Genomic DNA, 20,470 nt, shown 5'->3' on the forward strand with positions numbered 1-20,470 from the left:
AGCAGTCGTGCCTGTACGCGTCTCCAGCTCAAAGCCTTGCGCTTTAAGCCATACGACGAAGTCGAAATTCCTGCCGTGCATGCCGTCCGGATGGATCGAGACCGCAGCAGTGCTGGCGGTGCGAAGCAAATGCATCGCATAGGCCACCATCACGGCGCCCTCATGGAACTTTTGCTCGTGTTCCCCTTCATGCTTGCCCCGCCTGTTCGGAGGCGGCGCGCAATTCTCAATCAGCCCGTCCAGATCCATATCGCCCCTCCCGAGGGCCGCTTTACGTCCAAATGGAACGCGTGAGCGTGCGCTTCATCCCCAATTCGCACTATAGTAGCGCCTAAGAATCGCCTGAGGAAACGGCATGAGCGTCAGTCATTGGTTAGCCGTCATCTTTGCCTTAGCGGGCCTGGGGACTGCCATTGGAGCCGCCGTTTATTGGTGGAAGGCCAGTCGCGTCCCGATCCACGAGCCAACCGCGTCAATCTCTGATGTGCCGCAGTTACACATCATGAGCGCCCAGGTCGCGTTTTATGAGTCATCGCAGCTCAACAGCAAAGCAGCTGTCTTGACGGGCATCGCAGCAGTTCTAAGCGCTGTTGGCTCGGTGCTTGGTGTTCTCTGAGAAGGCGAACGGTTGAAACAAGAATGCGCTGCCGTCAGGTCGCATCCTAGCTCCATACCCGCACACAAAAGCTAAAGCTGGATTTGTGGTGATCTTCACCCACCATAGGCTGGTTTGCGGTGCAAAATTGGGGGCGCGAAGCCGAAATTTCCCAAGAATTCTCAGTCAGTTGCGCTAGATTTTCCCAACAATTGCAGGTTGGGCTTATATTGTCCTGGGTGAGATTCGTCGATTTTCCGTAATCTACCCTTCCCAAGGATTTTGTTTAATGGCGTCCCAGAATTTGCCCGCCCGCCTCGTTTCAAAAAGCACGTTTTCAATGTTCCTGCGCACTCAATGCGATCGGGAGCTTTATCTCTCACTCTTTTCAGATGACACGAAGGCACTCGCCGCAGCAGGCATACCGATCCCGTTGAAATCGAGGCCGGGCGTACAATTCATCACTGCGTCGGGCGTAGCGTTCGAAAACGAGCAGTACGACATCCTTGCTACGGCACTTCCCAACCACGTAACGCACGCCGACAGCGGAAAAAAGCCGGTCCCGCTCAAGGCGGCTTTGGCGGCGGTGAAAAAGCCGACACTCATCCTTCAACCGGCCTTCGAGCCCCAACAATTCAGAGACGCCTTCTTCACGAACATCGGTGTGCCACCCCAGCACGCCGCTATTATTCCAGCCTTCAAAGGGCTCCGACCGGACATCATTTTCGCCGATCAAAGACGCGCTAACGAATACGAAATATTGCCATCCGGCGAACGCCGTCGCCTGCAGGACGGCGATACACGGATGGCGCTTTGTGTAATCGACCTGAAGAATGTCACGGAGGCAAACGCCAGTTATTCAGCGGAAGTATGTCTCTATGCAATCTTCCTTTCCAACTGGCTTTCGACCGAATGTGCTGATCTAGCAAAACTCTTCTTCGTATCGGACCGCGTCTACCTGTGGCGCCACGTAGAGATGCCTCAGTTTACGAAAATGAAGGCCACCAAGGACGGACAGGATCATGACAAACGCCTTGATGCGCTGCGGAAGGACCTCGAAGAAGGTCTGATCACCTACCTAATTTACATGCCGAATGTCCGGAAGTTTTTTGTCGAAGATCTTCCGCGCGTGCTCGGTGTTGGGGACGCGAAGGGCTGGGCCGCGGTTGACTATCATGTCAACCCGCGATGCGGCTCATGTGATTGGTTGGGTAACACCAATTGGCTCTCGGTCGAAGACAAGAAGGTTTTTGCGGCCAATCCTACCCACTATTGTTTCCATAACGCAGAGACGACCGACCACCTTTCAAAAATGCCTTCGCTGAGCCGTGGGGCAAGTCGCGTTCTCCAAAGTGGCGGACACCCGACAGTTGCGAAGGTGGTGGACATCGACGCTTCGGCCGACGTGCTTCGGCAGCATGCCTTCCTCAAAAAGGACCGTATTCAAATTGGAGCACGGGCCAGCGCCATTGCGAAGAACGCCGTAACGGTGGACCAAAAAGCCAAGGTGGCGGGACTCGCCCGAGGTCGCCACGCCGAGTACGCCATCGTCGTCAACTTCGACGCCGGCTCCGGCTTTCTGACGGGCGTCGCGGTTCGAGGAATTTTGTTCGCGCCTTATGCGAAGAAATTCCCGGTGGAAGGCGGTGAGCCCGTCTCGTTCAAAGCGTTTGGAGAGGCCGCATTCGCGATCAACAAGGACCAACTGGTTGCTGAATGGGCGGCGCTTTCATCGTTCATTGAAACGCTCGGAAGCTGGATGGAAGAGTCCGAGAAGCTTTTTACCGCGCAGGGCTTCGGAGCCGTTAGGACACAAATCTGCTTTTGGGAGCTCCGGCAATATGAGGAACTGTGCAACGCCTTTAGCCGGCACTTGCTCGAAATATTAACTCTTCCAAACCGCGCTCAACGCGCGCTAGCGTGGATATTTCCTGCGGATGAAATTATGGAAAAATCCGACGCGATTTGCCCGAACATCATCTTCATCCGCGAAATCGTCACGGCGTCTGTGCGCCTGCCGCAACGCTTCGCGGCAACGCTGCTTGGCACCGCCGAGCACTATTCCCACGCTCGGATGACGCCGCGGAAGGTCGACAACTACTACGTCGAACCGCTCGGGAACGGCATTCCACGCGAGCGAATTTTTGAGATTTGGAAAACTACTACCGGAACCGTCCGCATCTTTGGCCAGCCGAAGAGTGTGACGGAAGACGACGAGAACTGCGGAACTTCGCTGGCATTAATTCAAGATTGCATGAAAGTCGAACTCATCCGCAGCGGTAGAGTCCTGACCCATATAGTCGGCTTGCCGTTTTCCGGCATGGGCTGTATCGGCACTACGGACGGACAATAACTTCCATTCGCCAGATTCTTCGATCGATCGACGCATTAGAACCTTCGCGTCGCTCTTCGCGGAAGCAAGCGTGCCGAAGCGCACGTAGAGGTGGGCTCCGTCCTGGCAGTGTTTAGAAAGATTGTTCCAGACCTTGCCTAAATCGGTGACGAATGCGTCGTGACCTGAATGGCAAATCTGGTCGTCGACCGAATAATCAACGTCTTCGCTACCGCCCAAAAACCACATGCGGAGCCACTGATCCTGCACGTAAGTTCGCATTCCGTAATATGGCGGCGACGTTATGACCAGCGACGCGTCTTGGATGTTACGGTACGAGGCTGCGATACGCGCGTCGGAACACTTGACGTTGCTGAGGCGGCCGAAGGGATCGCTGTCTAGATCGCTTACCCTCGAAACCTCCCGCGTCCCGCATGCAGTAATTCAACGCGACTTCCCCGCCGTGCCCGAAGGGCGGATGGCCCAGATCGTGACTGAATCCCGCCGACTGGATAAGGCTCAACGGAGGAATATGCGGGTGCGCTGGGTGAGATGCGTATATGCCGTCGAATTGCCTGGCGATGCTGCCCGCGATTTGCGCGACTTCGAGTGAGTGAGTGAGACGAGTGCGATAGAAGTCGCTGTCGCCGAGGTTCAGAATTTGGGTTTTGCCCTGAAGCCGTCGGAACGATCCTGAGTGGACGATGCGCGCATAGTCCACGTCCGAAGGACTCCGGCGGTCTTCCGCCTGTTGCTGCCATCCGCTCCGACGTTCGTTCCAATCTTTCTGCGTGCTTGCCATTCCCTGGAATTCCCCGGCTTGAGGGCAGCAATCGCGCAGACTATCGTCTAGGCCTCCGTGTCCCCCCGCAGGACAGTAATGGGTTGGCCCGCGTCTTCCAACCGGAATTCGACTGCAAATTGTTTTTCCAGGTCGTAAGTGTGACGTGGTTCGCCCTGTCCTGCCCGGCCCCCGCCCGAAACCTATTGTAACGGCACTAATCGGATGAGGCGCCAAAAGTGGCTTCCACCGAAGCGGAGAGACTGATCAACCGCCAACTTTCTCAAAAAGGAGCATCTTCTTGCGAGAGCGGTCTCGAATGAGGGACGATTGCAGACGCGGCACGGATAAGGCCGTCGAGCGCGTGGTTGGCGAGCAGCCGCGTTTGGATGAATTCGCGATCGTAAGTTTTGCGTGTCCTTGTCTCCGGGGCTCGAAGCCGCAGACCTGCGAAGATCGGCGGGGTTTTCAGGCGGCGACGAACGCTCAGCTCTTTCAACATTCGGCTGAGCATGCCTATGGACTTATTGGCGCTGCTAGCGTGCACCTCGCCGGTCTTTACGCTCGTGTCACCAATCGACATGATCGAGGCCATCGGTTTCTGTAAGTTCTGTAACCGGCTTGTCACCCGTGACCTCGACAAGCTCACGAACCACACGCATGCGGCTGTTACGCCAAACCCGCAATCGGCTGGCCGATTGCTTCCCCGTCACGTCTTCCATCAACCCTTCGTATTCGACAAATACCTTCGAGATCAAAATCAAAGGCTGCGGCTGGGTACCAAGTAATGCCGCCCTCGCCGTAGCGTCGTTCTCCAGCCCGACCGATAGCAGGGCTTCAATTCGTTCCAGACGCTTTTGGGCTGAGGCGGATACCAATTCGCTGTTCTCGATATAGTTAAAGCCCAGCGATCTCGCCCGCCGCCAAACCTCATCATAACTGGCCGCAGCCGGATCGGCAGCTTGTGCGCACTGCAACCAAAAAGACTCCAACTCCTCATTAAACTTTTCAGCGACGCGGATCGCCCGCCTCCCAGTGCGATCGGACGAAATGCCGACTTTCGTCGAGTGGCGGACGATTCCGCGTCTGTCGAATTCGGCGAACTCCATCGGGACTCGACGCACAAAGTGCCATGTGCCATTTCGCCGGGTGAGGAAGTCAGGCATGAGCCGCCTCCCTGTTGGACGAAATGTTGGACGTTTTGTTGTACGCTTCTGAATTCAGTTGATGGCTCCGGCCCGAAAAGTTCGAGACGAGCTTACCGTCGACCCTGCGCGGAATGACGGGAATATTTGAGAATTTCAACTTTTTGCCTCCGCTTGGAGGCTCTAAGGGTCATCTGACGCTTCCGCGAAATGGATGACGGGAGAAGAGTTGCGTGGCGCTCCCTAGGGGAATCGAACCCCTGTTTCAGCCTTGAGAGGGCCGATCCGTAGTGCTCATCGCAAACGAGTTGGCGGCAGCCCGTGTGCTCCGATGCCTATCACATTGTGGAGAGCAGCCCGTTAGAACGGTTCGCGAAAACACCGTTTGAAAAACCGTTTGAGTTTGGCGTTCTCAAACGGTGAACATCGCTAAACTATTGATTTGCTTGGTGGGCGCACCAGGGCTCGAACCTGGGACCCGCTGATTAAGAGTCAGCTGCTATGCGCTCCAGAGCTCTGGGTGGGTGAAGCCCGTCGTCAAGTCGGACGGCGACCTCCCCTCGCGCGCCACGAGATGTGCGGCTGTCGGGTATTATCTTAGAACTCTCAGGCGCACACGCTGCGATATCCTATTGGGAACATTGCTGTTTTTATATCAATCCATCAGCCGGCTGCGTGCGTTGGTCCAAACGGAAATAAATCGACAATCGAAACCGCGGGCAGCTTCTTTCCTTTTCGTTCGCCGTGGCACCCAATCGTACGATGAGTTTATAGCCGCCGTTTCCCCTTCCGCCTCACCTGAGCATGATGATCAGGATAATCAACACGTCGCACAGTTTCTCGATTAGCGAAAACTCAACTGCGTGTGTCTCGTCGGGTTGCACGTCCGTGACAAGATAACGCCCTCCGGTAAACGCGAATGACACTGCGCAAGACGGACAACTTGCTTCGGGGCGATCGGACGCCGGCCTATGTCAACCGGGAAACCGGAGCGGCCGAATTGCTCGTTTCGACAGACACTTGGGATCAATGGGTGAAGGAAGGCCGCCTGCCTCCACCGTGCGACACGTTCCCTTCGGGCACTCCCCGCTGGCGCTGGGAAGACGTAGACCGTAGACTCTCCGGCCGGACGGCATCGGACACCACCGATGCGGCCATGCGTGGAGCGTTGAGATTTGGCCAGAAAAAGGGAAACCGGCGTGGCCTTGCCTGAAGGGGTAGAGACCAAAACCATCCGCAAAAAAAGCGGAAAGGCCTACACCTACTATTATTGGAATCCCGGACGAAACACCGACCGCGAGGGCAAGCGGATCAAATTGCCCGATGCGATCAAGCACCCGGCACGCTTTTTCGCCGAAGTCGAGCGGCGCCGGAGTTCGACTCCTACTAGTTATCCGGCCGGCTCGATCGGCGATCTCATCACCCGATACCGCGCAAGCGACGAATTCAAACGGCTCTCCGGAGGCACACAATCTAATTACGAAGTGCACATGCGCCGCTTCGAGGCGCACGATACTTGGGGCATGGTGGCGGTTCGCGACCTGGCGCCGATCACGGTCCAGACCGCACGCGACGCGATGAAAGAAACCGCGGTGATGGCAAACCAGATGCTGTCGGTCGGCCGCACCATCTGGGATTGGGCGATTCCGCTGGACCTCGCCAAATTCAACCCGTTTGACAAGGTGAGAGACTTCGACATTCCAGACCGCGGGCATGTGCCGTGGCCGTCATGGGTGATCGACTATGTCCGAACGCACGCTTGGCCCGATCTGGTCCGCATGATGCGGCTCGGCGTGATGACGTGCCAGCGCGGCAGCGATCTCATCAGGATGGGGCCCGAGCACCGCGACCGCAATGGCCTCTGGTGCCGCCCGCTCAAGACCAGAAAGCGCCGCAGGTCCTTTCACATTCCTCTCGCGGCCGCCGACGCGCTCGAGATCGACCGGTGGGCCGAGAGGCCGGTGACCTTCACGAATGCACGCTGGCTGAAGCCGATCGATCGCTTCCGCGAAGACCTCTACCTTTATTCGCCGAAGGGGGCGCAATACACTGCTGACGGCCTGCGCGCGCGTTGGGGCCGCTGGCTTGCCGACACCCCGGAAGGCCGGGAGATATGTCGCCGCTGGAAAGAATGGATTGCCGCCCAGGTCAAGAAGTACGATTGGGACATCGAGCCCGACGACGCTGACCACCCCACCATCCACGGCCTGCGCGGCACCGGCATCCTGGGGCGCGCCGAGCAAGGCTACGAGGTCGACCAGATCGCCAACGACATCGGCATGTCCAGGCAAAACGTCGAGCACTACATGCGCTTCAAGGATCAGATGCAGGTCGCGGCCCAAGGGCAAAAACGGCTTCGGCTGGTCTCGAACGAGGACTAGACCCCGAACGTTTGGACGGCTATATCAGCGCTGCCAGACGCCTGATTTGGAAAACTCCTTGGCGATCTTGGAAAACTTCCGAAAAAAGTGCTGTAAAATCAGCCACTTCGGTGGGGAATGGTGTAACGGTAGCACAACAGACTCTGACTCTGTTTGTCTTGGTTCGAATCCAGGTTCCCCAGCCAGCTTATTCCGCCGACAAAGCCCGAAGGCCACTGCAGGTCGGCGCGAAAGCGGCGCCGCGGCGTGCCTATCTCCAAATCGCGTGAAGCCGGCAGCTCGCGTTCCCGCTGCGCGATCGCGCCCGGGTTGCTGGCTCGACGTCACCCTCTGAAGTCAGAGGGCGCAGGGAATGCCGGGCGACGGCCTCGCCCGTGGCCCGCCTGCAAACAAAAAACGCAGGCGGCAGGAACCACAGGTTCAGCCGGATCAACCCGGCATTCCCTGCGCGATGGTTTTAACGCTTATAGCGCGCTCTCCCTGGGAACCGGGCTTTCTTGCTCCCATCGCCCGCGAGATCATCATCTCGCGAACTTGGCCTCAGCGTCGGGAGGCCAGGACCACACGCCTTCGCGTCCGTGTCGAGATCGTTCGTCGGCGCGGAAAGCCGCGCTGCGACCCGACACGTCCATCGCATCCCGCCTTCAACGTTCGTGACGATCGCGAAGCGCCCCTCTTGTGAGGGCGGGACGCACGGACCATACTTCTGATTTTGTGAAGACGTCAAGACTTTTTTTACGAAAATCAGCACATGCCCCGAGCAGCCTATTTCCGTTTTCCAGCACGGGTGCGCCGCGACCGCTGGCTCACGTCGCCTTACCCACAGACGCAATTCCTCATCACTCATAGCCGTCGCAGCCGCCGGCAAGGACGCGTCCTCCGAACATGTCCGGATCCGGCCAGCTTGCATTCTCGGCCATCTCGCCTGCGCACTGCCAAAGGGCGCGGCGCATGGCATCTTTACGAGCGCGTCCCGACGATCGACGGGCAAGGAAGGACGAAAGCCGTCATCGCGCGCGAATGCGGCCTCAAGGAAAAATCAAGCCCGTCTCAAAGCCAAATTCGTTGGCTTGTTCCCGCAGCGAGGCTACCCGTAAGCCACCACTTATCAGCCTTGCGAGTCCCGCTTGACCAACACGTCGCCACAACTCTGTCCGCCTACGCCCGCCAGCCGGATGCTCCATGCGACGGCTGCGCCGGATGGCCGCATCACCGCCAACGGATCGCGCTGCATCGAACCGATCCGTGCAAATCTGCTTCCACAGGTCAGCTTGTGACCGATCTGGACGGCCGCATCGTCCAGTTCGCGACCGACGACATTCCGGAACAGGATCGCGTCGCATTGTGGCGCGAACATTACGGCCGCATCATGCTGCGCGCCGATATCGAGCCGGCGCGGGATGCGCCGTTCTGCGCCCACAATCGCTGGCTCCCGCTGCCCGACCTGCAGCTACTGGATGGCGCATCGTCTCCGGTGAGGATCTCGCGCCGCAGACAGCATCTTGCCGATGGCAACGACGACGTCGTCCTGGCGGTCAACTCTACCGGATCGGTTGCCATCGAGTCCGGCGGCCGTGACCTGACGCTGCGCGAAGGCGAAGCCATCGTCCTCTCCGGAGCCGAGCCATTCACGTTCGACCGCTTGAGTTTTGGACATTCGTTCAGCTTTCGCGTGCCGCGGCGCGCATTCGAAACGACGGACCTCAGCATCGACGAGGCCCTGATGAGGCCGATCGGCCGGGACCGGGGCGCGCTCAGGCTGCTGACGCATTATGCGAGCTGGCTGATGCATTCGACCGGCAGCCTCGACCGGCCGCTGCTCAATCTGTCCCTGCGACATCTAAACGACCTGCTGGTCCTTGCCATCGACGATACGCCCGATTTCACCGCGGCGAGGCGGGCGCGCGGCCTGCGCGCCGCCCGACTGAAGCTCGCAAAATCCCATATCATCTCGCATAGCGAGCGGCGCGATATCTCGATCGGGTCGGTGGCAGCGAGCCTGCACGTCACGCCACGTTATCTGCAGCGCCTGTTCGAAGCGGACGGCACCACGTTTTCCGAATTCCTGATCCGCCAGCGCCTGGCCCGCGCGCATCAGCTGCTCTGCGATCCCAACCTCCAGACACTCGCGATCAGCAGCATCGCCTACGACGTCGGCTTCGGCGATCTGTCCTATTTCAATCGGCGCTTTCGCCGTCAGTACGGGCTGACGCCCGGCGAGGTGCGGCATGAGAAAGCAGCCCTCATCTGAGCCCCGGATGCCGGCAATGATACCGGCGACTTAAGTATAGGGATCAACGGGCTCCGCGGCGCTGGATCGCCACCCAACGGGCGATTTGGACATGACCCGCATGCGCAATCTGGCCATCGGGCAGCGTCGGCAACCCCCCTGTTGACTTGAAAAACGAGCTCGGTCGGTTCTATCTGTGCATGGCGCATGACCTTTTGGTCGTGCGCCAATCCCGCCCGCGCGAGTTTGCCGGCGGCAATCGTCGCCCCTCTCCTCCTCGCCCGAGATCGCCGTCACGGACTTTTTGGACATGAATCAAGCAACCGGCAAACTGATCACAGGCGGCGAGACAATCGATTTCGAGCTGAGCCGGTCGGCCCTGCAGGCGCGGCGCAACGTCAAATGGAACCAGTATGAGGCGGATGTGCTGCCGGCTTTCGTCGCCGAGATGGATTTTGCGGTCGCGGCCCCGATCCAGACCGCAATCGAGCGCATCGTGCGTGACGGCGACTACGGCTATCCGCAGCGTGATGGCAAGCGTGTCGACGCGGCCGTCGCCGCGGCCTTCATCGCCCGCATGAAGACGCACTACGGCTGGGATGTGTCACCCGACCTTGTGGTGCCGATCTCGGATCTCGTCCAGGGCACCTTTGCGCCGATCCTTGCTTTTTCCGATCCGGGCGACGGCGTCATCCTGCAGACCCCGAACTACCCGCCATTCCGTGAAGCGATCACGACGACCGAACGCCGGCTCATTTCTCTTCCCATGCGCGACGACGGCACGCGCCACGTGTTCGATTTCGGCGAACTCGCACCCGCCGCCTGCAAGGACGCGCGGATTTTCGTCCTGTGCAATCCGCAGAATCCGACGGGACGGGTGTTTCGGCGCGACGAACTGCTGGCGATTGCCCGATTTGTGATCGAGCACGACCTGATCGTGGTTTCCGACGAGATCCATTCCGACCTCGTCTATGCCGGCCATCGTCATATTCCATTCGCTTCGCTGGGGCCGGACGTTGCCGCGCGTACAGTCACGCTCAATTCGGCGACCAAGAGTTTCAACATTCCGGGCCTGCGCTGCGCCGTCCTCGCCTTCGGCAGCGACGCGCTCCGCGCCCGCTTTCACAAGCGGATTCCAGCCCGGCTCCTCGGAGGATGCAACATCATCGGCGTCGATGCGACGGTCGCGGCGTGGATGGAGTCGCAACCCTGGCTCGATGCGGTCATGGCGCATCTCACCAAGGCGCGTGACCTCGTGACGGAAGTGCTGCGCACGGAAGTTTCCGACGTGCGTTTCCATGTGCCCGAGGCGACCTATCTCGCCTGGCTCGACTGCCGAGCGATCAAGCAGACCGGTTCGGCCTTTCAGTTCTTTCACGATCAGGCGCGCATCGCTTTTAGCGCCGGCGAGACGTTCGACCCGGCTTGCGCAGGTTTCGTCCGACTCAATTTCGCGACCTCTATGCCGATCCTGCGGGAGATCCTCGATCGCGTCGTGGGGAGCGTCAAACAGACCGCCTGACCACCGCGGCGAATATGGCAAGGACGAGGCTTGCCATCGCATCGCCACGAGGCCTGCTTTGTTGCGCAATTGGACGCCGAGCCTTGCCGGTATTTTCGGCTTGATCGCTTTTCCGCGTCAGGCCTAGAATTTGGGACCGGGTTCCGAAATTTGGAACCCATTGGTCTTTGGACGACCGCCCCATGAGCGCCCTCACCAACGCCATCCAGATCCTGCGCTGCTTCTCGACCAGGCGGCCCGACCTGTCGTTTGCGGACGTGATGGCGCTCACCGGCAAGCCGAAGAGCTCGACCTCGCGGCTGCTCCGTTCCCTGCGCGACTGCGGACTGCTGGAGCAGGATGCTCACACCAGGCGCTACCGGCCGGGCCTCCTCACCTTCGAGCTCGGCAGGCTGCACCGGGCGCATGATGACCTGATCGACACCGCCGAGCGCGAGTTGCGCGAAGTCTGCGCGCGCACCGGTCACACCGGTTACATCGCGGTGCTCGATCAAGGCTATGAGCAGGTCGTGCTGCGCATTGTGCCCGGCTCGAATCCGCTTAGGGTGGTCAATCCGCCGGGCCAGCGCACGCCCGCACTTATCACCTCGAACGGTCGCGCCATGCTCGCGCGCCTCTCCGACGCGGACATTCGCGCACGCGTGCCGACGCCTTATCCGACGCTGCCGCGCAACTCGCCGCAAGATTTTACGCAACTGATGGCACGGCTGGAAGAGATCCGGCGCACCGGCGTTTCGGAGGCGGCCGATGAAGCCATAGAGGGCGTCGGAAGCCAGGGTTTTGCGCTGGCCAGCGGCGAGACCGGCGAACTGATCGGGATCGCCGTGTCCTATTCGGTGCAGGCGACCACGGCGGCCGAACGCGCCAACGTCCGCCGCGAATTGGGCGCACTGGCGGACAAGCTTCGGCGCATGACCGGTGATCCCACAGGCCAGATCGCCCCGCCGCTGCGAACCGCAGCAAGGACGCGATGAGCATGGCCGTCGCCCGTACCAACGGCCTTGCACTCCTCCTGCTGCCGAGCGCCCTGCTCTTTGCGCTGTTCTTCTTCGTTCCGATCGGGCTGATGGCGGTGATGAGCCTCTTGACCGGCAATCCGGTCGTCGCAGCCAATGTCGCCTTCACCGCGCGGCATTACCTGCGCATCGTCAATGATCCCTATTATCTCGAGGTGATCTGGACCACGATCCGGATCGGGCTCTGGACCACGCTCATTTCGCTCCTGATCGGTTATCCGCTGGCGCACTGGATGGCCCGGATCAGGAGCCGCGCGGGGCACGCCGCGCTGCTGATGGCCGTGCTGGCGCCGATGCTGACCGGCGTCGTCGTGCGCACCTTCGCCTGGATGGCGCTGCTCTCCGACAAGGGCGTCATCAATCAGATTTTGGCGTCGCTCGGCCTCACGACCAAGCCCGTGCAGCTGATGTACAACGAAACCGGTATCGTGGTCGGCCTGGTGCATATCTACGTGCCGTTCATGGTGCTGACCCTGACCGGCGTAATCGGGCGCATCGACGAGCGGCTGGAGCAGGCGGCTGAAAGTCTCGGCGCCAGCCCACTGCGCAGCTTTCTCGAGGTCACGCTGCCGCTCAGCCTGCCCGGGATTCTTGCCGGATCGCTTCTGGTGTTTGCGCTGTCGATCAGCGCCTATGTCACGCCGATCCTGCTCGGCGGCTTCCAGATCATGACGCTGCCGATCCTGATCTACCAGCAGATCTCGGCGAATTTCAACATCGGCTTCGCCGCGGCGCTTGGCATGGTGCTGCTGCTGGTCTCCCTCCTTCTCATCGTCGCCTACAACCGCGTGCTCGGCCTCGTTTCAGGCCAGCACGAGCTGCAGTGAGGCCGATGATGCCGCCTTTCGCCCCGCAGACTCCTTCGCAAGAATTTTCCGGCGCATTGCCCGCCGCGACGAGCCTGAGGGACCGCCAGCGCGCCTCCGCGCAGTCCCGCCGACCCGCCGCGGGGAAGCGAATACGCGCCGGCCGCGCACTTTATCTCACCGTCAACATCGCCGTCCTGATCTTCCTTCTGGCGCCGATCGCCATCGTCGTGGTGTTCGCGCTCAACCCGACGCCCTTCATCCAGTTTCCCCCTGTCGGCGTCTCGCTGCGCTGGTTTCAAAAATTCTTCGCGGCGCGCGACTTCATGCATGCGCTCGTCTTCAGTCTCGAGGTCGCAATGCTGACGACCGCCTGCGCTACCCTGCTCGGCGGATGCGCGGCGCTTGCGATCGCGCGCGGCAACCTGCCGGGGGCGCGCATCGTGCTCGCGGTCATGCTGTCGCCTTTGATGCTGCCGGCCATTCTCACCGGGCTCGCCTTGTTCCAGGCCTATGTGCTGCTCGACGTCGGGCGCCCGCTCTGGGGCCTCGTCGCAGGCCATACGCTGGTCACGATCCCTTATGTCGTGCGCACGACGCTCGCGGTGCTGCACAATTTCGACCTGCGCCTGGAAGAGGCCGCGCGCAATCTTGGCGCAAGTCCGGGCCGCACCTTCTTCGAGGTGACGCTGCCGCTGGTCAAACCCGGCGTGCTGGCCGGCGCGATCTTTGCCTTCATCGTCTCCTTCGATCAGTTCCCGGTGTCGCTATTCCTGGTCAGTCCGGGCAACGAGACGCTACCGATCACGCTCTTCAACTATTTGAAGTTCGACCTCGACGGCACGATCGGCGCCGCGTCGGTCGTCTCGATCCTGCTCGCCTTTCTCGTCGTCCTCGCGCTCGACCGCACCGTCGGCCTGCGCGCCTATGTGAAACTGTAAAGGGGAGGACTCTGGCCATGACGCTTTCACCAAAAGCCATGCACCGCCGCCGTTTCCTCACGCTCGGCGCCTCACTCGGCTTCGGTGCGCTGTCCGCGCCCCACGTCGCGCGCGCGGACGAGCCGGTGCTGAACATCACCGGCTGGGGCGGCAAGTGGGGCGATATCATGAGCTCGGACATCGGCCCCGCCTTCGAGAAGGAGTTCAACTGCAAGCTCCGGACCGACACCGCGCTGCCATTCCTGCCGAAACTGCAGGCGAGCTCGCGCTCCGCGCCGATCTATGATGTGCTGCATACCAATTCGAACGAGCAATGGGCCGCGGCGGAAATGGGTCTGGTCGAGCCCAAAGTTGATCCAAAGCTCGTGCCCAATCTCGCCGACGTCTATCCCTATGCCGTCAGCGACAAGATCGTCGGCGTCTCGATCTTCACCAGCGCCATCGGGCTCGGGATGCGCACCGACAAGGGTTTTGCCGGCATCACCTCCTGGAAGGAGCTGTGGGAGGCGAAATACAACGGCGTCCGCGGCGGCTATGTGATCCCGGTCAACAGCCTCGGTCAGGCTTTTGTGATGATGTGCGGCACGCTGTTCGGCAAGGGCCAGACCGATCTCGACGCGGCCTATGCGGCGCTGGAGAAGCTCAAGCCGATCAAGCTGGTCGATTTCACCGGCGCGATGGAAAAGCTGTTCCTGTCCGGCGAGGTCTGCCTCGGTGTGATCCACGATTCCGGCATCTACCGCTACGACGGCCAGAACCAGCCGATCGACTTCGTCACGCCGGGTGAAGGCGTGCTGTCGCTGGAGCAGGTCTTGGCCATCACCCCAGGCAGCAAGGTGAAGGAGCTCGCCAACGCCTACGTGAATTACATGCTGCGCCCCGAGGTGCAGAAGCGGCTCGCGGAAACGGTCTGGTATTCGCCGGCGAACAGAAACGTGAAGCTCGACGCGAAATATGACGCCAGGCTTCTGACCACGCCGGAGAAAGTCGCAAAACTGATCCAGGTCGACTGGAAATGGTACAACGCGCAGAAGGACGAGATCGATTCCCGCGTCAACCGGATCTTTCGGGCATGAGCGCGTCCATCGAGATCGCCGGCGTCAGCAAGATCTATGATGGCGGCGTCCGCGCGGTCGATACGATCGAGATCGACATCCGCCAAGGCGAATTCTTCTCGCTGCTCGGCCCCTCGGGCTGCGGCAAGACAACGACGCTTCGGATCATCGCCGGCTTCGAGAGCCCGAGCGACGGGGCCATCCGCATCGACGGCGCCGACATTACCCATGTGCCCGCGCACAAACGCGACATGGGCATGGTGTTCCAGAACTATGCGCTGTTCCCGCACCGGACCGTCGCTGAAAACGTCGCTTTCGGCCTGCGCATGCGCGGCATCGACAAGCAGGCCATCGCAGCCAAGGTGAAGGCGGCGCTCGCCATGGTCGAACTGTCGGGCCTCGAGGACCGCCGCCCCGCGCAGCTTTCGGGCGGCCAGCAGCAGCGCGTCGCGCTGGCTCGCGCCATCGTGATCGAGCCGCGCGTTCTGCTCTGCGATGAGCCGCTGGGTGCGCTCGACAAAAAGCTGCGCCAGCAGATGCAGTTCGAGCTGAAGCAATTGCAAAAAACCCTCGGCCTGACCCTGGTGTTCGTCACCCATGACCAGGAGGAGGCGCTCGCAATGTCCGACCGCATCGCCGTGATGAATTGCGGCCGCGTCGAGCAGATCGGCACGCCGGTCGAGATCTACGATCAGCCGCTGACCCGCTTCGTCGCCGATTTCATCGGCGACACCAACATCTTTCGCGGCGAACGGGTCACAAGCGATGCCGGGCCTGCGCTCGCCGCCGGCCACGGCCTGTTTCTCGCACTCCCTGCCTCCGCTGCCGGAACCAGTCTGCTGTCGGTGGCGCTGCGTCCCGAGAAGATCTCCCTGTCGTCCGGCGACACGGAGACCGCTGCGGCCGCATCCGGTGCACGCGGCACCATCGAGAGCACCAACTTCCTCGGCGGCGCGGTGCTCTATCACATCGCTCTCGACAGCGGGCATCGCGTCCTGGCGCAGCAACCGAACGCCGGCGCCGTGTTCGTGCCCGGGCGGACGGTCAAGCTCGATTGGAAGGCTGCCGACCTCGTCGTCTTGAAGGACTGATGTCATGAACAAGCCATTGAAACACACACGTCTTGGCGTGGTCGTCATCGGACAGAGCCCGCGTCCTTCCGTGGCTGCGGAAATTGCCGCGGTCGTGCCTCCCGATGTCGCCATCGAACTGCGCGGTGCGCTGGACGGCATGAGTCGCGCCGAGATCGACGCGATCGCGCCCAGGGACGCCACTGATGCGCTGTTCACGCTGCTGCCGAACGGCGATGCCGTCACGATCAGCAAGAAAGCGATTGAGCTTCGTGCCAGCCTGCAGCTTGCCCAGCTCAAGCATGAGGGCGTCGGTGTCACGATGCTCGCCTGCACCGGAAAGTTTCCCAACCTGTCGAAGGTGGGCCTGTTGATCCTGCCCTCGATAGTGCTGCACCGTATCGTCGATGCGGTGCTGCCGCGCGGCCGGATCGGGGTGTTCTCGCCACTCGCCGAACAGACGACACTGATCGACAGGAAGTGGCGACGCGAGGGCCTCGAAGTGGTCGGCGTCACGCTGCGCCCCGGCTCTGATGACGCCGCCGTCGATCGTGCGGCGCGGGCGATGGCCGACAAACATCCGGACCTCGTGGTGATGGACTGCATGAGCTATTCCAGCGCCAACAAGGCGCGGGTGCGGCTGTCCTATCCGGGACCGGTGATCCTTGCGATCGCGGCCGCCGCGCGCGTCGTCGCGGAGCTCGTGTCGTGAACGAGGCTTCATTGCACACCATCAGTCTCGATGAAATCGAGGCGCTCGCCGTCGGCGCCTGGATCCTCGGCACCGGCGGCGGCGGCAGTCCCTATCTCGGCCTTCTCAATTTGCGCAGGCTTTACGCGGAGGGGCACGACGTGCAGATGATGTCGCCGCTCGACCTCGCCGATGACGACTGGGTCGCCGTGGTGTCCAACATGGGCGCGCCGCTGGTCGGCCAGGAGCGGCTCGCCGACAGCCGCAGCATCGCGCGCGCGGTGCGCATGCAGGAGGAGATCAACGACATTGCCTTCCGCGCCGTGATGTCGGTCGAGATCGGCGGCGGCAACGGCATGCAGGCGCTGATGGCAGCCGCCCATCTCGGCATTCCCGTGGTCGACGCGGACTGCATGGGCCGCGCCTTTCCCGAAGCGCAGATGACGTCGGTCGCAATCGGGGACTTACGCCCCTATCCCTGCACGCTCTACGACCCGCGCGGCATCGAGGCCGTGGTGACCAAGGTGCCGAGCTGGAAGTGGATGGAGCGCGCCAGCCGAAAAATCTGCGTCGAGATGGGCTCGATCGCCTCGACCAGCAAGGCGCCGCGCACCGGGCGCGAGGTCAAGGACTGGGGCATTCATTTCACCACGACCAAGGCGATCCGCATCGGCCGCGCGGTCGACGCCGCCAATCGCAAACACGAGGACCCGATCGCGGCGCTGCTTGCAGCCGAAGGCGGCAAGAAACTTTTCACCGGCAAGATCGTCGACGTCGCGCGCCGCACCACGGAAGGATTTTTGCGCGGCAGTGCGATTGTGGAGGGCAGCGATGCCGATCGCGGTCACAGGCTAAAGCTGTCGTTCCAGAACGAATGGATCGTCGCCTGGCGCGACAGAGAGCCGATCGCGATGTCGCCGGACCTGATCTGCGTGCTTGACAGCGTCAAGGGCCACGGCATCGGCACCGAGACGGTGCGCTACGGCCAGCGCGTCACCATCGTCGCGCTGCCGGCGCCCGCCGTGCTGACCACCCCACGTGGACTGGAGTTCGTCGGCCCCCGCGCCTTCGGCTACGACCTCGACTTCCGCTCCCTCTTCTCCCCCGCCGAGGCAGGAGCCTGATCCTATGAAACGTATCGGCATCGACGTCGGCGGCACCAACACCGACGCCGTCCTGATCTCGGACGAAAAGGTGGTTCACTCGGTCAAGCGCCCGACCACGTCTGACGTGACCTCCGGCATTCTCGAGGCTCTGCAGGCGCTGCGCGCCAGTCCGGCCGCAGCAACGCACGTCGACGCCGTGGTGATCGGCACCACCCACTTCATCAACGCCGTCGTGCAGCGCCGCCATCTGCAAAAGGTCGCGGCGATCCGCATCGGCATGCCGGCCAGCGCCTCGCTGCCCCCGTTCTGCGACTGGCCGGCCGATCTGGCCGGCCTCGTCAACGGCTGCACCTTCATGCTGGAAGGCGGCCACGACTATGACGGCCGCCCCTTCATGCCGCTCGACATCGCGGGCCTCAAGGCCGCGGCGCGCCAGATCCGCGACATGGGCCTTCGCGCGGCAGCGATCTCCGCGAGCTTCTCGCCGCTCGACCCGAGCCATGAAACCGCAGCGCTCGACATCCTGGCAGAGCTCTGCCCCGACGCCACGGTGACGCTCTCCCACGAACTCGGCCGCATCGGCCTGCTGGAGCGCGAGAACGCCGCACTGCTGAACGCCGCGCTCAACGATCTTGCCATCACCACGGTCGCTGCGTTCCGCCAGGCGATCGCCGACAGCGGCATCGAGGCCCCGCTCTATTTGACCCAGAACGACGGCACCGTGATGCAAGCCGAAATCGCCACCGCCTTTCCGGTCATGAGTTTTGCCTCGGGCGCCACCAATTCGATGCGCGGCGCGGCGCACCTCTCCGGCCTCGATGACGCGATGGTGGTCGATGTCGGCGGCACCACCAGCGACATCGGCCAGCTCCGCCACGGCTTCCCGCGCGAGGCCAACGCGGTGGTCGAGGTCGGCGGCGTGCGCACGCTGTTCCGCATGCCGGACCTGCTGTCGATCGGGCTTGGCGGCGGCAGCCATGTCGCACAAAATCCGGTCCGCGTCGGTCCGCTCAGCGTCGGCTACCGCCTCACCTCGGATGCGCTGGTGTTCGGCGGCACTCAGCTGACCGCGACCGACATCGCTGTGGCCGCCGGGCTCGTCGATATCGGTGATCGTGCGCGCGCTGCCAAACTTCCCAAACGATTGATCGACGCCGCGCTGTCCGACGCGCAGCGCAAGCTGGAAGAGGACATCGACCGCATGAAGACCGAGGCCGGCGACGTGCCGCTCGTGGCGGTCGGTGGCGGCGCCTTCCTCGTGCCCGATCGCCTGCCCGGCATTTCCAAAATCATCCGCGTGCCGCATGGCGACTGCGCCAATGCGGTGGGCGCTGCGATCGCGCAGGTCTCCGGCGAGGCCGACCAGGTGTTTCGCGAGCTCTCGCGTGACGAGGCGATCGCGGCCGCCCGCGGCATCGCCGAAGACCGCGCCGTCGAGGCCGGCGCCGAGCGAAAAACCCTCAAGACGGTCGATGTCGAAGACATGCCGATCGCCTATCTGCCGGGCAACGCGCTCCGCGTCCGCATCCGCGTCGCCGGCGCGCTGGCCAAGCCCAGCGTGCCGGCTGCGGCGTAGTCTGCGCTCCGGCGCAAGACACGCAACAGCGCTCGCAACGCCTAACACCATCTAACGGACCACCGGTGCCTTAGTCACCTTCACGGCCATCACGCGATTGCGATTTCAACACGAGGCCAGATCGCGTTACCCGTCCCGCCCCTCACGAGAGAACGATCATGTCAGACCTCATCGATCAGGATCGTCGCAGCTTCCTTGGCACCGCCGCGATGACTTTTGCCGCGGCCCAGTTCGCCTTTACTGGCTCCGCCGATGCACAGCCGACCAACACAAAGCCCGTCATCACAGGCACGATCAAGCCGGGGACCAACACGTCGTTCGCCGCGCTGAAACAGATCGATGCCGAACTGCTCAACGTCGGCTATGCCGAATCAGGTCCCGCCAACGGCGAGCCGGTCCTGCTGCTGCATGGCTGGCCCTATGACATTCACGCCTTCGTCGACGTCGCGCCGCTGCTCGCCTCGGCCGGCTATCGCGTCATCGTGCCCTATGTGCGCGGCTACGGCACCACGCGCTTCCTCTCGGACGCAACGGTGCGCAACGGGCAGCCGGCGGCCATTGCCGCCGATACCATTGCGCTGATGGATGCGCTCAAGATCGAGAAGGCGACGCTCGCCGGGTTCGACTGGGGCGCGCGGACCGCCGACATCATCGCGGCGCTCTGGCCCGAGCGCTGCAAGGCGCTGGTGTCCGTCTCCGGCTACCTGATCGGCAGCCAGGAGGCAGGCAGGATGCCGCTGCCGCCGACGGCCGAGCTGCAATGGTGGTACCAGTTCTATTTCGCGACCGAACGCGGCCGCGCCGGCTATGAGAAATATCGTCGCGATTTCTCAAAACTGATCTGGCAGATCGCGTCGCCGAAATGGAATTTCGATGATGCTACCTTCGAGCGCAGCGCGCAGGCGTTCGATAATCCGGACCATGTCGCAATCGTCGTTCACAACTACCGCTGGCGGCTCGGGCTGGCCGAAGGCGAAGCGCGCTATGACGATATCGAAAAGCGCCTGGCGCAGGGCCCGGTCATCAGCGTGCCGACGATCACGATGGAGGGTGATGCCAACGGTGCGCCGCATCCGGAGCCTGCCGCCTACGCAAAAATGTTTTCGGGCAAATATTCGCACCGGACCATCACCGGCGGCATCGGTCACAACCTGCCGCAGGAGGCGCCGCAGGCGTTTGCGGAGGCCGTGGTCGACGTCGCGTCCGAGGCATGATCCGCGAGT

Annotated in this window: 17 protein-coding genes, 2 tRNA genes and 1 pseudogene; 15 read left to right on the top strand and 5 right to left on the bottom strand. The window is 62.0% G+C overall.

Annotation, left to right across the window (positions count from 1 at the left end):
- Positions 1-249: pseudogene (locus tag JOZ76_RS04300) on the bottom strand (hypothetical protein); the annotation flags it as partial.
- Between the two features lie 106 nt (positions 250-355).
- Between JOZ76_RS04300 and JOZ76_RS04305 the strand changes: the two are divergent.
- Complete coding sequence (locus tag JOZ76_RS04305) at positions 356-616, top strand: hypothetical protein (protein WP_291697388.1); 261 nt, start codon at positions 356-358, stop codon at positions 614-616.
- A gap of 268 nt (positions 617-884) precedes the next feature.
- A complete protein-coding gene (locus JOZ76_RS04310; RefSeq protein WP_291697389.1) occupies positions 885-2,948 on the top strand; it encodes a hypothetical protein in 2,064 nt (687 codons plus the stop codon).
- Between the two features lie 307 nt (positions 2,949-3,255).
- On the opposite strand, the gene JOZ76_RS04315 is transcribed toward JOZ76_RS04310, so the two are convergent.
- The 4 genes from JOZ76_RS04315 to JOZ76_RS04330 all read right to left on the bottom strand — a co-directional run bounded on the left by JOZ76_RS04315 (position 3,256) and on the right by JOZ76_RS04330 (position 5,172).
- Complete coding sequence (locus JOZ76_RS04315) at positions 3,256-3,729, bottom strand: HD domain-containing protein (protein ID WP_291697390.1); 474 nt, start codon at positions 3,727-3,729, stop codon at positions 3,256-3,258.
- A 262-nt stretch (positions 3,730-3,991) separates the two neighbouring features.
- Entirely contained in the window at positions 3,992-4,303 is a 312-nt protein-coding gene (locus JOZ76_RS04320) for a hypothetical protein (protein WP_291697391.1), read from the bottom strand.
- Positions 4,278-4,874: a hypothetical protein gene (locus JOZ76_RS04325; protein WP_291697392.1), complete on the bottom strand. Its 597-nt coding sequence runs from the start codon at positions 4,872-4,874 to the stop codon at positions 4,278-4,280. Before JOZ76_RS04325 ends, JOZ76_RS04320 begins: the two co-directional genes overlap by 26 nt.
- Positions 4,875-5,087: 213 nt before the next feature.
- Positions 5,088-5,172: transfer RNA gene (locus tag JOZ76_RS04330), tRNA-Glu, on the bottom strand.
- 997 nt (positions 5,173-6,169) lie between these two features.
- Here JOZ76_RS04330 and JOZ76_RS04335 point away from each other — a divergent pair.
- The 13 genes from JOZ76_RS04335 to JOZ76_RS04395 all read left to right on the top strand — a co-directional run bounded on the left by JOZ76_RS04335 (position 6,170) and on the right by JOZ76_RS04395 (position 20,461).
- A complete protein-coding gene (locus JOZ76_RS04335) occupies positions 6,170-7,234 on the top strand; it encodes a hypothetical protein (RefSeq protein ID WP_291697393.1) in 1,065 nt (354 codons plus the stop codon).
- Between the two features lie 111 nt (positions 7,235-7,345).
- A tRNA-Gln gene (locus tag JOZ76_RS04340) sits at positions 7,346-7,419 on the top strand.
- 602 nt (positions 7,420-8,021) lie between these two features.
- Positions 8,022-9,485, top strand: a complete 1,464-nt coding sequence (locus JOZ76_RS04345) for a helix-turn-helix transcriptional regulator (RefSeq protein ID WP_291697394.1) — start codon at positions 8,022-8,024, stop codon at positions 9,483-9,485.
- 289 nt (positions 9,486-9,774) lie between these two features.
- Entirely contained in the window at positions 9,775-10,986 is a 1,212-nt protein-coding gene (locus JOZ76_RS04350; protein ID WP_291697395.1) for a MalY/PatB family protein, read from the top strand.
- 182 nt (positions 10,987-11,168) lie between these two features.
- Positions 11,169-11,960 carry an IclR family transcriptional regulator gene (locus tag JOZ76_RS04355; protein WP_291697396.1) on the top strand — a complete coding sequence of 264 codons (792 nt, stop codon included), beginning with the start codon at positions 11,169-11,171 and terminating at the stop codon, positions 11,958-11,960.
- Entirely contained in the window at positions 11,957-12,829 is an 873-nt protein-coding gene (locus JOZ76_RS04360; RefSeq protein WP_441299974.1) for an ABC transporter permease, read from the top strand. The genes JOZ76_RS04355 and JOZ76_RS04360 overlap by 4 nt, the downstream gene beginning before the upstream one ends.
- 8 nt (positions 12,830-12,837) lie before the next feature.
- Entirely contained in the window at positions 12,838-13,749 is a 912-nt protein-coding gene (locus tag JOZ76_RS04365; protein ID WP_291697398.1) for an ABC transporter permease, read from the top strand.
- A gap of 17 nt (positions 13,750-13,766) precedes the next feature.
- Positions 13,767-14,825 (top strand): ABC transporter substrate-binding protein, encoded by a 1,059-nt coding sequence (locus tag JOZ76_RS04370; protein WP_291697399.1) that lies wholly within the window; start codon positions 13,767-13,769, stop codon positions 14,823-14,825.
- Complete coding sequence (locus JOZ76_RS04375; protein WP_291697400.1) at positions 14,822-15,895, top strand: ABC transporter ATP-binding protein; 1,074 nt, start codon at positions 14,822-14,824, stop codon at positions 15,893-15,895. The genes JOZ76_RS04370 and JOZ76_RS04375 overlap by 4 nt, the downstream gene beginning before the upstream one ends.
- A 4-nt stretch (positions 15,896-15,899) precedes the next feature.
- On the top strand, positions 15,900-16,586 hold the full coding sequence (locus JOZ76_RS04380; protein WP_291697401.1) for an AroM family protein: 687 nt from the start codon (positions 15,900-15,902) through the stop codon (positions 16,584-16,586).
- Entirely contained in the window at positions 16,583-17,689 is a 1,107-nt protein-coding gene (locus tag JOZ76_RS04385) for a DUF917 domain-containing protein (RefSeq protein WP_291697402.1), read from the top strand. The genes JOZ76_RS04380 and JOZ76_RS04385 overlap by 4 nt, the downstream gene beginning before the upstream one ends.
- Positions 17,690-17,693: 4 nt before the next feature.
- A complete protein-coding gene (locus JOZ76_RS04390; RefSeq protein WP_291697403.1) occupies positions 17,694-19,247 on the top strand; it encodes a hydantoinase/oxoprolinase family protein in 1,554 nt (517 codons plus the stop codon).
- A gap of 158 nt (positions 19,248-19,405) precedes the next feature.
- The gene (locus JOZ76_RS04395) at positions 19,406-20,461 is read left to right on the top strand and encodes an alpha/beta fold hydrolase (RefSeq protein WP_291697404.1); all 1,056 of its coding nucleotides are present in this window, start codon (positions 19,406-19,408) and stop codon (positions 20,459-20,461) included.
- Positions 20,462-20,470: the final 9 nt, after the last annotated feature.

Origin of the sequence: Bradyrhizobium sp. (genome assembly GCF_019244115.1) — a bacterium.
Taxonomy (GTDB): Bacteria; Pseudomonadota; Alphaproteobacteria; order Rhizobiales; family Xanthobacteraceae; genus Bradyrhizobium.

Bases quoted from the DNA above. Each gene is read 5' to 3' on its own strand.
- JOZ76_RS04305 (WP_291697388.1), top strand. From the start codon at position 356: ATGAGCGTCAGTCATTGGTTAGCCGTCATCTTTGCCTTAGCGGGCCTG.
- JOZ76_RS04310 (WP_291697389.1), top strand. From the start codon at position 885: ATGGCGTCCCAGAATTTGCCCGCCCGCCTCGTTTCAAAAAGCACGTTT.
- JOZ76_RS04315 (WP_291697390.1), bottom strand. From the start codon at position 3,729: ATGGCAAGCACGCAGAAAGATTGGAACGAACGTCGGAGCGGATGGCAG.
- JOZ76_RS04320 (WP_291697391.1), bottom strand. From the start codon at position 4,303: ATGGCCTCGATCATGTCGATTGGTGACACGAGCGTAAAGACCGGCGAG.
- JOZ76_RS04325 (WP_291697392.1), bottom strand. From the start codon at position 4,874: ATGCCTGACTTCCTCACCCGGCGAAATGGCACATGGCACTTTGTGCGT.
- JOZ76_RS04350 (WP_291697395.1), top strand. From the start codon at position 9,775: ATGAATCAAGCAACCGGCAAACTGATCACAGGCGGCGAGACAATCGAT.
- JOZ76_RS04355 (WP_291697396.1), top strand. From the start codon at position 11,169: ATGAGCGCCCTCACCAACGCCATCCAGATCCTGCGCTGCTTCTCGACC.
- JOZ76_RS04360 (WP_441299974.1), top strand. From the start codon at position 11,957: ATGAGCATGGCCGTCGCCCGTACCAACGGCCTTGCACTCCTCCTGCTG.
- JOZ76_RS04365 (WP_291697398.1), top strand. From the start codon at position 12,838: ATGCCGCCTTTCGCCCCGCAGACTCCTTCGCAAGAATTTTCCGGCGCA.
- JOZ76_RS04370 (WP_291697399.1), top strand. From the start codon at position 13,767: ATGACGCTTTCACCAAAAGCCATGCACCGCCGCCGTTTCCTCACGCTC.
- JOZ76_RS04375 (WP_291697400.1), top strand. From the start codon at position 14,822: ATGAGCGCGTCCATCGAGATCGCCGGCGTCAGCAAGATCTATGATGGC.
- JOZ76_RS04380 (WP_291697401.1), top strand. From the start codon at position 15,900: ATGAACAAGCCATTGAAACACACACGTCTTGGCGTGGTCGTCATCGGA.
- JOZ76_RS04390 (WP_291697403.1), top strand. From the start codon at position 17,694: ATGAAACGTATCGGCATCGACGTCGGCGGCACCAACACCGACGCCGTC.
- JOZ76_RS04395 (WP_291697404.1), top strand. From the start codon at position 19,406: ATGTCAGACCTCATCGATCAGGATCGTCGCAGCTTCCTTGGCACCGCC.